The 14,061-nt window shown below is 43.9% G+C and carries 11 protein-coding genes and 1 pseudogene; 11 read left to right on the top strand and 1 reads right to left on the bottom strand.

Features of this window, described 5'->3' with window-relative positions:
- Positions 1-205: 205 nt before the first annotated feature.
- The 11 genes and pseudogenes from gyrA to ACMAZD_RS10700 all read left to right on the top strand — a co-directional run bounded on the left by gyrA (position 206) and on the right by ACMAZD_RS10700 (position 12,952).
- The gene (gene gyrA, locus ACMAZD_RS10750) at positions 206-2,878 is read left to right on the top strand and encodes a DNA topoisomerase (ATP-hydrolyzing) subunit A (protein ID WP_435247218.1); all 2,673 of its coding nucleotides are present in this window, start codon (positions 206-208) and stop codon (positions 2,876-2,878) included.
- A gap of 193 nt (positions 2,879-3,071) precedes the next feature.
- A pseudogene (locus ACMAZD_RS10745) lies at positions 3,072-3,284 on the top strand (DDE-type integrase/transposase/recombinase); the annotation flags it as partial.
- A gap of 317 nt (positions 3,285-3,601) precedes the next feature.
- Positions 3,602-3,778, top strand: a complete 177-nt coding sequence (locus ACMAZD_RS10740) for a hypothetical protein (RefSeq protein WP_435247217.1) — start codon at positions 3,602-3,604, stop codon at positions 3,776-3,778.
- 208 nt (positions 3,779-3,986) lie between these two features.
- On the top strand, positions 3,987-4,622 hold the full coding sequence (locus ACMAZD_RS10735) for a GTP cyclohydrolase II (RefSeq protein ID WP_435247216.1): 636 nt from the start codon (positions 3,987-3,989) through the stop codon (positions 4,620-4,622).
- Between the two features lie 177 nt (positions 4,623-4,799).
- Positions 4,800-6,059, top strand: a complete 1,260-nt coding sequence (locus ACMAZD_RS10730) for an imelysin family protein (protein WP_435247215.1) — start codon at positions 4,800-4,802, stop codon at positions 6,057-6,059.
- A 111-nt stretch (positions 6,060-6,170) separates the two neighbouring features.
- Positions 6,171-7,559, top strand: coding sequence for a di-heme oxidoredictase family protein (locus ACMAZD_RS10725; RefSeq protein ID WP_435247214.1), 1,389 nt, complete (start codon positions 6,171-6,173; stop codon positions 7,557-7,559).
- Positions 7,560-7,701: 142 nt separating this feature from the next.
- Positions 7,702-8,763 carry an imelysin family protein gene (locus tag ACMAZD_RS10720; protein WP_435247213.1) on the top strand — a complete coding sequence of 354 codons (1,062 nt, stop codon included), beginning with the start codon at positions 7,702-7,704 and terminating at the stop codon, positions 8,761-8,763.
- The gene (locus ACMAZD_RS10715; RefSeq protein WP_435249363.1) at positions 8,753-9,829 is read left to right on the top strand and encodes a DUF1513 domain-containing protein; all 1,077 of its coding nucleotides are present in this window, start codon (positions 8,753-8,755) and stop codon (positions 9,827-9,829) included. The genes ACMAZD_RS10720 and ACMAZD_RS10715 overlap by 11 nt, the downstream gene beginning before the upstream one ends.
- Before the next feature lie 82 nt (positions 9,830-9,911).
- The gene (locus ACMAZD_RS10710) at positions 9,912-11,450 is read left to right on the top strand and encodes a L,D-transpeptidase family protein (protein WP_435247212.1); all 1,539 of its coding nucleotides are present in this window, start codon (positions 9,912-9,914) and stop codon (positions 11,448-11,450) included.
- A gap of 200 nt (positions 11,451-11,650) precedes the next feature.
- Complete coding sequence (locus ACMAZD_RS10705; RefSeq protein WP_435247211.1) at positions 11,651-12,199, top strand: DUF882 domain-containing protein; 549 nt, start codon at positions 11,651-11,653, stop codon at positions 12,197-12,199.
- A 99-nt stretch (positions 12,200-12,298) separates the two neighbouring features.
- On the top strand, positions 12,299-12,952 hold the full coding sequence (locus tag ACMAZD_RS10700; protein WP_435247210.1) for an MBL fold metallo-hydrolase: 654 nt from the start codon (positions 12,299-12,301) through the stop codon (positions 12,950-12,952).
- 103 nt (positions 12,953-13,055) lie between these two features.
- Here the strand turns inward: ACMAZD_RS10700 and ACMAZD_RS10695 are convergent, their stop codons facing one another.
- The gene (locus ACMAZD_RS10695) at positions 13,056-13,856 is read right to left on the bottom strand and encodes a DUF2982 domain-containing protein (RefSeq protein WP_435247209.1); all 801 of its coding nucleotides are present in this window, start codon (positions 13,854-13,856) and stop codon (positions 13,056-13,058) included.
- Positions 13,857-14,061 lie beyond the last annotated feature (205 nt).

The raw sequence follows: 14,061 nt of genomic DNA, 5'->3' as shown, positions 1-14,061 counted from the left end.
TTTGCGAGTTTATTGGGTGTAAAGTGACCATGTTTCAGCAAGATATGACGCTGAGGTGCAATTTCTCATCAATAGATTAGCTACAAGAGTCACAAGATGGTAAAAGGAGAGGGAAAGTGATGCCTCCGTAGGTAAATTTGTGTTATATTTTTCGGTCTTATACGTATTCAAAAATACGATCTGACTATAGAGGGAAAATAGCTCTATGAGCGATCTAGCGAAAGAGATCACGCCCGTAAATATTGAAGATGAGCTTAGAGGTTCATACCTAGACTACGCGATGTCCGTCATCGTTGGTCGTGCCCTTCCAGATGTGCGTGATGGCCTAAAACCAGTACACCGCCGCGTTTTGTTCGCGATGAATGTACTAGGTAATGATTGGAACAAAGCATATAAAAAGTCTGCTCGTGTAGTAGGCGATGTAATCGGTAAATATCACCCACACGGTGATAGTGCGGTATACGAGTCAATTGTTCGTATGGCTCAGCCGTTTTCACTACGCTATATGTTAGTCGATGGCCAAGGTAACTTTGGTTCGGTTGACGGCGACTCAGCTGCGGCAATGCGTTATACCGAAGTTCGTATGTCAAAAATAGCTGGTGAGCTATTAACGGATCTGGATAAAGATACGGTTGACTTCGTTCCTAACTATGATGGAACCGAGCAAATACCAGCAGTTTTACCAACAAAAATACCAAACCTATTGGTTAACGGTGCTTCTGGTATCGCAGTAGGTATGGCTACCAACATCCCGCCGCATAACCTCGGTGAAGTTGTTGATGGCTGTTTAGCATTTATCAATAATGAAGACATCACTATTGATGAGCTAATGGACTACATCCCTGGTCCAGACTTCCCGACAGCAGCATTAATCAGTGGCCGCAAGGGCATTGTCGATGCATATAAGACTGGTCGTGGCAAAGTCTACATGCGTTCGCGAGCGAACATTGAAATGGAAAAGAACGGTAAAGAAACTATTATCGTGACTGAAATTCCATATCAAGTGAACAAAGCTCGTCTAATCGAGAAGATTGCAGAACTTGTAAAAGACAAGAAAGTTGAAGGCATCAGTGCACTTCGTGACGAATCTGATAAAGATGGTATGCGTATTGTTATTGAATGTAAGCGTGATGCTGTCGGTGAAGTTGTACTAAACAACCTTTACTCACAAACTCAACTGCAAACAACTTTCGGCATCAACATGGTTGCTCTGAACAACGGCCAACCACAACTTTTCAACATTAAAGATATGTTGAAGTGTTTTGTTGATCACCGTCGTGAAGTTGTGACACGTCGTACTATCTTCGAACTGAAGAAAGCGCGCGACCGTGCACATATCTTGGAAGCTCTATCTTTAGCGCTTGCAAACATTGATGAAATCATTGAACTGATCAAGAACGCACCAACACCAGCAGAAGCTAAAGTTGGTCTAGTATCTCGTGGTTGGGATCTTGGTAACGTTGCATCAATGCTTGAACGTGCTGGTACTGATGCAGCTCGTCCAGATTGGCTTGAAGACCAATACGGTATCCGTGATGGTCAATACTTCCTAACGGAAACTCAAGCGCAAGCTATTCTAGAACTTCGTCTTCACCGCCTAACTGGCCTTGAGCACGAGAAGATTCTAGACGAATACAAAGCACTTCTAGAAGAGATCGCTGAGCTAATGCATATCCTTGCAAGCACTGAGCGTTTGATGGAAGTGATCCGTGAAGAACTTGAAGCGGTACGTGATATCTATGGCGACGAACGTCGTACAGAAATCACAGCAGCGGTTCATGACATCGACATGGAAGAGCTAATTGCTCAAGAAGACGTGGTAGTAACGCTTTCTAACGCAGGTTACGTTAAGTACCAAATCCTAAGCGACTACGAAGCTCAGCGTCGTGGTGGTAAAGGTAAGAGTGCAACTAAGATGAAAGATGAGGATTACATTGAGCGTCTGCTTGTTGCTAATACTCACGATAACATCTTATGTTTCTCTACTCGTGGTAAGACGTACCGCTTGAAAGTTTACCAACTGCCTCAAGCAAGCCGCACCGCTCGTGGTAAGCCTATCGTTAACATTCTTCCTCTAGAAGAAGGTGAGCGTATTACGGCTATCCTGCCTGTTTCTGAGTTCTCTAACGAGAAATTCATCTTCATGGCAACAGGTGACGGTACAGTTAAGAAGACATCACTAGATCAATTCGCAAACGTACGTGCTAACGGCCTAATCGCAGTTAACCTACGTGACGATGATTCACTGATTGGCGTTGATATTACTGACGGTAATAGCGATATCATGCTGTTCTCGAAGTCGGGCAAAGTTGTTCGCTTTAACGAGGACAAAGTACGTCCAATGGGTCGTACTGCCTCTGGTGTTCGTGGTATGAAGCTTCCAGAAGACGATCAAGTGGTTTCACTGATTGTTCCTTCAAATGAAGGCGATATCCTAACTGTGACTCAAAACGGTTACGGTAAGCGTACTGAGCTGGCTGAATACCCAACGAAAGGCCGGGCAACGCAAGGTGTAGTATCTATCAAAGTCTCTGATCGTAATGGCCCAGTAGTTGGTGCTGTTCAGGTTGAAGAAGGCGATGAAATGATGATGATCACCGACGCAGGTACACTAGTACGTACCCGCGTGGCGGAAGTAAGCCAAGTTGGTCGTAACACTCAAGGTGTGACACTGATTCGTACTGCTGAAGACGAGAATGTTGTAGGTCTACAACGTATCGACGAAGTAGAAGAAGCTGAGATTGTTGAAGGCGAAGAAACTGAAGAAGCAAATGCTGAAACAGTTAACGCAGAAGGAACGGTCGTTTCTGAATCAGGTGAAGAGCAAGCATCAGATGCTTCTGACTCTGAGAGTGATAGCGAGCAAGACACTGAGTAATCTCGATTACATTAAGTAATCAAGAGTACCAATGAAAAAAACCGAGCCTAAGCGCTCGGTTTTTTATTGCCTGTCATTTCTCATTTAAGAAAACACGAATCAAACATGCTCCCGAATTTAAAGCCGAAGCACTTAAGTTGGCTGAGAAAGTCGGGTATGAAGCGCCAGAGCTTAGTTACGAAAGCCGCCCGTGACAGACTGTAAGCATAGACTTCCTGTTGTCCCGAATTTGCTTGAGCAAGACTTGAATGCGATAGCACCTAACCAAAAATGGGCTGGAGATATTACCTATCTAGCGACAAGCGAAGGTTGGATGTATTTAGCGGTTGTTATCGACTTGTACTCACGGCAAGTCGTTGGCTGGTCAATGAACATCAGAATGACCGCGACTCTGGTCTGTGATGCGCCAAGCGCTTTTTGAATATATCGAAGTTGATTATAATCGAACAAGAAGGCCCAGTGCTCTTGGTACCTAAGCCCAGTTAACTTTGAAAAACAAACTGTCGCTTAATGCTGTGTCCAGTCTGGCTGGAGCAGATCAGGGCGCCTCAACCCTATTACTTTGGCTTTTACCGATCGCACTTTTTCTCTTATTTATGTACTTATCATTAAAAGTGTTAGAAAGAGCTCATAAAAATCACGTATTACTGTTTACCAATTAACCTGTATTTTGTAACATTAAAGGATTATAAAGGCTGAGCACTGTTATAAAAGGTTGTATTTGTGGATAACCTAATCTCAAATTTGAAAAAAGAATTCCATACCCATGTCCAATCCGACAATTGGGGAGAAAAGTACAGTGCTAAGTCGAGTATTTCTACGCTTACACAAGAAGAACTGACAGAGCTAGAGAATGCTTGGGTTCAACTTGTAATTTGGAAGCAAACTCAAGTAGGTTGATCGTTCTGTAAAAGTAGAACTTCAGCCGCAACTGATTAATTTATAACCCCATGTTGGTCTCGCCAACGTGGGGTTTTTTCTTGTTTGATGATTAATTGTTATAACGTAACACTTTGTGCGTAGTCGACCTTGAAAAAAATTGTTAACAGCCCCATAGTATCTATTAGTAGGTAGTTGGCTACAGAATCTTGTTTAGACAAAAAATGTAGTGTTGTTAAATACATCGAATTTTCAAGTGAGTATAAATATGGCGGAAGTACGTGCCAGAATAGATTTTAAAGTAGGGGTAACAAGCAGTATTGATGCTGAACTTCTGTCTTTTCATGGATTGAAAACAGATAAAGAGCATGTTGCTTTGATATTTAAATCAGCCGATAAGACACAAGACATACCTCTTGTTCGTATGCACTCTGAATGTCTGACTGGTGATGTTTTTCATTCATCTCGCTGTGATTGCGGTGAGCAACTAGACGAAACCATTAAAATTATGGGTGAAACGGGCGGTGTGATTCTTTATTTACGCCAAGAAGGTCGTGGTATCGGCTTATACAACAAGATTGATGCGTACCGCCTTCAAAGTGAAGGGATGAACACTTACGAAGCGAATAACCACTTGGGTTTTGGTGACGACTTACGTGATTTCACCGAAGCTGCAGAAATGCTACGTGCTTTGGGCACCACAAAAATCCGCTTGGTGACTAACAACCCTAAGAAAATCAACGAACTTAAAGAGTTTGGTATTGAGATTGCAGAAGTGGTGAACACCTCTGCTCACATTAAATCGGGTAACGAAAGCTACTTGAAGGCGAAAGTCTCACATGGTAAGCACAATCTGGACATATAATTAGCCTCCATTGTTGCGCCTAACACAAAAATGTTTAAAGACATCACAAACGTGAGGTTTTTTTGTATTTATCTTGCAATAAAATTGTAAGTTTGTATTATTCTAATCTGTAGTGTAAATGATAATGGTTTGCACTATTACTACGAATAATAATTTTAAGCTCAACAAGGATGCTTCATGACCATTAAATCTTTAGTGACCAAAGCCGTAACTTCGTCACTCATTTTTGCCTCTGCTTCTTCTTTCGCAGCAGTAACTCAAGATCAAGTTGTAGAACATTACGCAGATATTGCTCATGCAGTGTTTGCAGATTCAGTAATTACAGCAAAAGCGTTGAATTCTTCTATTGATACCTTCTTAGCTTCTCCTTCTGCTGGTAACTTTGAACAAGTAAAACAAGCTTGGCTTGAGTCTCGCGTACCTTACCAACAGTCTGAAGTATTCCGCTTTGGTAACGTTGTTGTTGATGATTGGGAAGGCCAATTAAACGCATGGCCACTAGATGAAGGCCTTATCGATTACGTTTCTTCTGATTACCAATATGAGCTTGGTAACGAAGGCGCTAGCGCAAACATCGTTGCGAACAAAACGTTCCAAATTGGTCAAACTTCAGTAGACGCAACTAACATTACTCCTGAGCTAATCGCTGACCTTAACGAGATCGGCGGTTCTGAAGCAAACGTAGCATCTGGTTACCATGCTATTGAATTCCTACTTTGGGGCCAAGATTTAAACGGCACAAACAGCGGTGCAGGTGAGCGAGCTTACACAGATTTCGTTGTTGGCGCAGAGTGTACTAATGGCAACTGTGACCGTCGTGGCGCGTACCTGAAAGCATCAGCTGAACTTCTTATTCAAGACCTAGAATGGATGGAAAAGCAGTGGGCTGAAGGCGAGAAGGGTAACTACCGTCAAGAGCTTCTTTCTGAACCTAGCGACAACGGCCTACGTAAAATGCTATTTGGCATGGGTTCACTGTCTCTAGGTGAACTAGCGGGTGAACGTATGAAGGTTGCACTAGAAGCAAACTCTACTGAAGACGAGCACGATTGTTTCTCTGATAACACGCACAACTCTCACTACTATAATGAGCAAGGTATCTACAACGTTTACACGGGTCTATACAAGCGTGAAGACGGTTCTCTACTCTCAGGCCCTAGCCTGTTTGACCTAGTTGAGCAAAAAGACAAGCAAGCTGCAAAAGAGATTCAAAAGCAGTTTGATTTAGCACGTGCACAAGTAGGCGAGTTAGTAACGTCTGCAGAGAAAAACAACCAGCACTTCGATCAGCTAATTGCTGCTGACAACGCTGCAGGTAATGCGCTAGTAAACATAACGATTGTTGCACTAGTGTCTCAAACAGCTGCAATCGAGCGTGCTGCGGGTATTATTGGCATTGATAGCCTAAACCCAGACACAGCGGATCACGAGTTCTAAGAGCCCGAGGCCAAACTAACGTAAGGGCTCTCATTGAGCCCTTAATTATTTGCTACTCAAGAAAGTTACTCCCAAATAAAAACTAAAATCAAAAACACAGCAAGGCAATGTATGAAGTCGTATCTCTCAGCCTCACTATTAACCGCACTGTTTTTCTTATCTCCATTACACGCTCATGAAACCTACTCTGGTGGCAAAACTACCGTGAAGAAAGAGGGGGCTAATGCTTTTTCTCTTCCGGCTGCCAATCTACCAATGAGTAAACGCTTGGATTTCAGCGTCGGTAATAGCTTCTTTAGAAACCCTTGGGTTCCTGCACCGTCATCAACCGATGCGCGCGATGGATTGGGCCCATTGTTCAACACCAACGGTTGTCAAAACTGTCACATCAAAGATGGTCGTGGCCACGCGCCAGAAAAAGGCGATGAGAACGCGGTTTCAATGTTGGTTCGTTTGAGTATTCCTGCTGAAACACCAGAGCAGAGACAAGCCTTTATACGCGATGGTGGCATTCCAGAACCGACATACGGTGGACAGCTACAAGATTTCGCGCTTCAAGGTGTGAAACCAGAGGGTAAAGTGAACATCAGCTACACCGATGTTCCTGTTGAATTCAAAGACGGTACCGTCGTTACTCTGCGTAAACCCACTTTAAAGATTACTGAACTTGCTTTCGGCGAGATGCATCCTAAAACTGAATTTTCTGTTCGAGTCGCGCCGCCAATGATTGGCCTTGGTCTACTTGAGAGCATTTCAAAAGAAACGATTCTTGGATTTGCTGAGCAGCAGTTGGCTGACAAGCAAGGCGTATCAGGCAAAGCCAACTACGTTCTTGATGTTCAAACTAATGACATGGCGTTAGGCCGTTTCGGTTGGAAAGCCGGTCAGCCAAATTTAATGCAGCAAAATGCCGCGGCGTTTAACGGTGACTTGGGTCTAACGAGTCGTTTATTCCCGAATGAAAACTGTACTTCAGCGCAATCAACCTGTGATGATTTTCCTAATGGTGGCAAGCCAGAAGTCAGCGACAACATCTTAGATTTCGTAGAGTTCTATTCGCAGCATTTAGCGGTACCTATTCGTCGTAACGTCGACAAGCCTGCTGTAGTGCAAGGTAAAAAGCTGTTTAAAGACGCGGGTTGTCAAAGTTGTCACCAAGCTGAATTCCGCACTGCAGAGCGTGAAGGCTTACCTGCATTGTCTAATCAGTTAATTAGCCCATATACCGACATGTTGCTACACGATATGGGTGAAGGTTTAGCGGATAACCGTCCTGAGTATCTTGCCAATGGCCAAGAATGGCGCACAACACCTTTATGGGGATTAGGCTATACCAAAGAAGTGAATGGTCACACGTTCCTACTTCATGATGGTCGTGCGAGAAATGTTATGGAGGCTGTGCTTTGGCATGGTGGTGAGGCAGAAATGGCGAAAAAAAACGTTCTTTCTTTGAATGCCACTGAGCGTGAAGCACTACTGGCCTTTTTGAATTCGCTATAGCAGGTCCGAGATTCAGTGGTTCAAGGACTGAGTTAACCAAGAGCACAAAACCGCTGAACTCGCAGGAATACGAGGCCAGCGGTCGTTTCATATTTATTGAACTCATATAATCAAAAGAAAAACTAGGAAGTAAGGTAACAGCATGACACATAAATTTTTGTTAATACCTTTGTCGGTATTAATCATTGCAGGCTGCCAATCATCGGGTGAGCAAGCTGCTTCATCTGAGGTTAACGGTGTGTCTTATCAATCAGACACGACCGATCACATCAGTCGTAGTGTCTATCAACAAGAGTTTGATTCAGCGGTTCTATTCGCTAAGCAAGCTAATGAGCTAGAAGTTTTGATGCAGGGTTACTGCCAAACCAACGATGTTGACTTAGATACGTTGAAAAAACAGTGGCAGCTCACCATGAACAGCTGGATGGCGCTACAAGGCCAAGAAAGAGGTCCAACAGCAGCGCTTGAAGAGAGCTGGAATGTTCAATTCTGGCCAGACAAAAAGAATACCACCGGCCTAAAAATGCGCCAACTGAGTCAGCAAAATAAAGTTTGGTCTCAAGACGAAATTGCTCAGCAGAGTGTGACAGTGCAAGGGCTTGGCGCATTGGAGTGGTCGCTTTATGACGAGCAATCGCCACTGCTTCAAGATCAAGCACTAGGTTGTCAATCGTCGCAAGCGATTACTGAAAACTTAGCGATTAAGTCATCTTCGATTGCGCATGCATGGCAGGTTAACCCTTGGTTAGCGCTAGACGAGACGCGTTGGGAGTCTGAATACATCGCTTTATTGACCAACCAACTTGATTACAGTATGAAAAAGCTGAGCCGTCCGATGGCGAAAATCGGTCACCCGCGTCCTTATTTCTCAGAATCATGGCGTGCACAAACTTCGATGACTCAACTCAAAGCGAATGTAGCAGCACTTCAGAATTTGTACCTTGCCGATGGTAATGGCCTAGACGGCTTGTTGAGAGAGAAGGGCTTAAACGACCTAGCTGATCGCGTTGCTGACCAGTTCACATTGACGCTAGATACTTGGCCTACAGACTCAAGCTTGTTTGAGTTATTGCAGAGCAAAGAGGGCTATCGAGATGTGCTGACTCAATATAACAAACTAGAACGTTTGAAGTACCTCATTCATGAAGAAGTCGCGATAGAGCTTGGCGTGGTAATAGGATTTAATGCTACCGATGGTGACTGATACTACGCGAAGAACGCTACTCAAGGCTGCACTGGGTTGTGCAGCTGCTCCTGTACTTCCATTTGGCTGCGCTAGTCGTAGCTCATCTAGTGAGCCTCAATTAATCGGTTGTGCGCTGAATGGGCGAGGTCAATATTCAGCGGTTGTGGCTGACGAATATGGAATGCCATTGAGTCAACTGCCGATCCCAGATCGTGGCCATGGCGTCTCGATTTCCCCAATCTCATCGCATGCGGTGGTTTTTGCTCGTCGTCCTGGTGACTATTTTATGGTGTTTGACTATAAAAACGGTCAGCAGATCAAAATGGTCGTGAAAGGTCATAACCGTCACTTCTATGGTCATGGCGTTTACTCATTAGACGGCAAGTTACTGTATGCCACTGAAGGGAAAACGGACAGCAGCCAAGGTGTGATTGGCGTTTACGATGTCGCTCAAGGCTATCGTAAGGTCGAAGAGTTCAGCGGTTTTGGTATTGGGCCTCATGAAGTGATCATCATGCCGGATGGAAATCTCGCGATTGGCGTTGGCGGTGTTCATACGGATGGTCGAACACCGAAAAACTTGGATTCAATGCAGCCGAGTTTGAGTTATGTTTCACCCGAAGGTGTGCTACTTGATAAGGTTGAGTTGTTGGATAAGAAGCTAAGTATTCGACACTTAGCGCACGATGGCGCCGAAACCGTGTTGTGCGGTCAGCAATATCGCGGTGAGCCGGATGAGTACCCTTCGCTGTTGGCGATGCACACTAAAGGCGGACAGTTTGAATCACTGAACGCAGAGCCTGAGCAATGGGCAAGGTTCAATCATTATATCGCAAGTATTGCGGCGTCAGACGATTGGATTATTGCGACTTCGCCAAGAGGCAACTGTTACGGTATTTGGTCTAAAGAAACCAAGGAGTTAGTAGAACTCTCTGCATTATCTGATGCTTCTGGCGCTGTGCTGCTTGATGGTGAGTTTCGACTCAGCTCTGGAGCTGGAAGTGTGGTAAACCAACGCAAGCCTTATGAAAAATCCAGTCAGCAATCATCCATCCAGTGGGACAATCACTGGGGTGCAATCTAGTTCATAAAGCCCCTTAAAAAAATAACATGCTTACTCCTATTTCTTTGCCATACTTATGGGATGGTTGGTGAGGGGGTTAAGCGTGTTAGCGAAATACTTCTGTGGATTATTAGTGTTAGTTTCTGTTCATGCATGGAGCTATACTAGTTCTGACGACAGCCGATTTATTCCGGCTGATTCAGAACTCTCATTTATGCTGATTTATCCAGAGCTCACCCAGAGTATTTATCAAGACTCCTCTCTGCCTACTCTGTGGGACTCCCCTGAACTTGTTAAAGCGTTTGAATTCCAATTGTCTCTTTTAGAACAGGCGCAAATGGCACCGCTTTTTGACCGACAACTTAAACAAATCCGTCACTATCAATCCAATGCCCAGTGGCAAGAGTTGGACATCTTATTAACCGACACCTTTATCTATTACCTAAGTTACGTTGAAAATGCGCCACTTGCCGGTAAAGAGTGGTATTTCTCAGGCAAGTTGCATTCCAAGTTACCCGCGCCTTCTCCGCATATTCTGATGAGATTAAAAAGTAGCGTCGCTAATGATTACTTATTGGAAATGGTGTTGTCTTACGCGCCGCCTGTTGGGGATTTTGACCAATTCAAAGCAACCTATTCGGTGTTAGAAACCGCCTCTGAACTCAATATCGAACGATATAGACAGAAAGGTTTGAAGCGCTTAGGTGACCAGCTTTCAGACAAAGCCATTCTTGTTGAACGTATTGCTTTAGTCGGCGTTGATTCCTCGATGATCGCCGTCGATTTTCCCGAGTTCGATCGAGATCTACAAACGGTGATTAAATCATTTCAGCGCATGCACGGCCTTACAGATGATGGGATCGTCGGACCTGAAACGATCAAATGGATCAACATGAGCTTTGATGATCGATTGACTTCTTTGGCTCTAAATGCGGAACGCGTCCGTTTGTGGCCACGAGACAGAGACTCTCTCATAGTTGTCAACGTCCCTAGTTTTGATATGAAGTATTGGGAAGATGGTGAAGAGGTTTTTGAGTCCAAAGTTGTCGTGGGCAGAAAGTCGCGAAAAACACCGCTTTTAGAGATAAATCTAGATTCGGTCATCCTAAACCCGACTTGGAACGTGCCCTGGAAAATTATGGTCAAAGACATCCTACCTAAGGTAAAAGCGGACGAAAGCTACCTAGAGACACACAACTTTCAAGTGATTGATAGTTGGCGCACTATGGAAACCGTCGACACTACAGATATCGATTGGCAGACCATTAATTTCAATTCTTTCCCATATCGAATGCGTCAGCAGGCAGGCTCGCTTAATGCATTAGGTTTGTACAAGTTCAATACGCCTAACAAGCGAGCGATCTATCTGCACGATACGCCAAGTAAAGGCCTGTTTAATGACGACTTCCGCGCTTATAGCTCCTGCTGCATACGTGTTGAACATGCAGAGGAATTGGCTGAGTTGTTGTTTGCCACCAAGGTAAGGAAAGTACCGAACCAGAATAATGACCTTGCTCCTAATACTAAGGTTCGCCTTAAGAAGCGAATCCCCGTGCATATCATCTATCAAACCGTGTTGTTTGAAGAAGGAGGCATTCAGTATCGTGGTGACATCTATCAATATGATAAAGAGGGTGGTTAATTATCAGTGAAGCCAATAAGGGTGATCTTGACCAAAAAATGACAATGAAGCTTCTATTAATAAAATTATAATGTGGATCAATAACTAACCGTGCAAAGGTTACAAATACTAACCTTTTGGGCGGTTTTTGTACGTTGACGCAGCAATTTCCATTATGTATCGTGCGTTTTTTTGTTCGATTTAATTGGTTTTTTTGCTGTATGTCTCAAAGTTTATTTTCACGCCGTCAGTTTCTGACTTACGCTGGTGGTACCGCTGTTGTCGCCTCAATCACTCCTTCTATCGCTTTTGCTTCATACCCTGATCAACCAAGAACGATTAGCATGAACAATCTTCACACCGGTGAACGATTAGAGACCTGTTATTTCGATGGCACTAACTATGTTGGTGATGAAATGGCTCGTTTGAGCAAATTGTGCCGTGACTTCCGTCGCAACGAGATTCATCCAATGGACAAGAACCTGTTTGATCAGATCACGCAGATTCAAAATGTTCTGGGTATTCAAAAAGAAGTTCAAATCATCTCTGGTTACCGTTCTCCAGCGACCAATGAGGCATTGCGCTCTAAGTCGACTGGCGTAGCCAAAAAGAGCTACCACATGCTGGGTAAAGCGATCGATTTCCGTATTGATGGCGTCAACTTAAAAGAATTAAGAGACGTAGCCAAAAGCCTGAATGCGGGTGGTGTCGGTTACTATGCGCGTAGCAACTTTATCCATATTGATACAGGTCCTGTACGCAGTTGGTAGCGTTAAGCTGAATTTGCGAGCGAATGCTAGGTACTTGTCAAAGTAGACATCCAATGTCATAGTTTGCCCAAATTTCAGTTTGCCCTCTAAGGTTTGTATATGTCTCTTAAGTATCAAGTTGTTCCTGTTACCTCTTTCTCTCAAAACTGCTCAATTGTGTGGTGTGATGAGACAATGGAAGGCATCGTTGTCGACCCGGGCGGTGATGTTCAGCAACTGGCTGCTATCATCGAAGAGTTAGATGTTAAAGTGGTGAACTTGGTATTGACTCACGGTCACCTAGATCATGTGGGCGGAACAGTGCCACTTGCTGAGATCTTGAACGTGAACATTGTTGGACCACATAAGGCAGACAACTTTTGGCTTCAAGGGTTAGAGAATCAAAGCCAGATGTTTGGGTTCCCACTTTGCAAAGCTTTTGAACCAAACACATGGTTAGAAGAGGGCGACAAAGTTACTTTTGGTAACCAAGTGATTGATGTGATTCATACTCCGGGTCATACGCCAGGCCACGTTGTACTATTCAGCGAGCAAGCGCGCATGGCGTTTGTTGGCGACGTTTTATTTAATGGTGCTATTGGTCGTACGGATTTCCCACAAGGCGATTTCAACACGTTGATTGTTTCAATCAAGACTAAGCTTTGGCCGCTAGGCAGTGATGTAACATTTGTACCGGGTCATGGTCCTGAGTCTACATTTGGCCGTGAGCGTGTATCAAACCCATTCGTAGCGGATGAAATGCCTCTGTACTAGGTCTCTGATTTAATAGAAGAACGATTGAAAATGAAGCTTAGCTTTTCTTATGAAAGCTAAGCTGTTTTATTACGTGAGAGTGTATTTCTAAACTTGTCTGTTTTTAATCAGAAAAGCGCTCGGCAGCCGCCAAGTAGCGTCGAGCCAGTCCAATAAACTCCTCTCCACTGATATTCAGATCATGGGTTGATATGAAAATATCGTAGCCGTGAAACCCTCTTTGATATTTCATCCTGTTCGCAAGCATCGCCTGCAATCCTGAGTAATTTTTAATCAACGCGTTTTGAGTGTTCGATTCATTGGTTGAATCAAGGGCTGTTTGTAGCTGGTAATCACTGACGTTCTCGTCGTCGATATTCTCCGACTCTTTATATTGGCTCAATTCAACACAGCCGCTTTCTGTACAGCGAGCGTGGTAATGCGATGAGTCGAGCACCATATCTTCAAAGTGCGATTCTTTACCTGCTTGTTTCGCTCCCAAGTACAAAAGTGCTCGCTGGCTTAGCAATAATTCGCAGGTTATTTTTGGGCAGATAGAGTCAAGGTAGGGCGAGTAATCTTTCATTTTAATGCCCACCCAAGGGAGAGGTTGATGCCACCCCTCTTGTTCGTAAGTACACATGCCGATCTTCTCAATATTGCTCCACTTTAAAACCCATCCACCTTTATAAAAATGCTGTTGAAAGTGAGTGGGAGTGAGCGTGAACATCACTCTGCTACGAAGCATCAAATAATAGCCTGTGCCCAAAAGCGCACTAATGCAAAATGCACCCACGATCAGTAATTTTGAGTTATCAATATATAACGCCATGATTAGGCAAGCGAATCCTAAAATGATGGCGATAATTCGATATGATTGCGTAAATGCAGGCAAAGAGAAATTTGTAAGGTGACGAGTGTCCATAGGCAACACCAAGTTTTCATATTTTTGTCTGGATGGATAACCAGTGTATATGACCCTAAATTTATAAGTCTATGTTTAAATAATAGACGGTAGTAGACAATATCGGTATTTTTCGTCGACTTTCGACGCTTCACTCTACAAATAGCTCCCGTTTTTTGGTATAAATCGCGCTTCAAATTTTCACCACTGCGAAAAGAGCAGTGAA

The organism is Vibrio sp. nBUS_14, from assembly GCF_051201655.1.
Taxonomy (GTDB): domain Bacteria; phylum Pseudomonadota; class Gammaproteobacteria; order Enterobacterales; family Vibrionaceae; genus Vibrio.
Note: the sequence above shows the minus strand (reverse complement) of the source record. Positions and strands in the feature narration are given on the sequence as shown.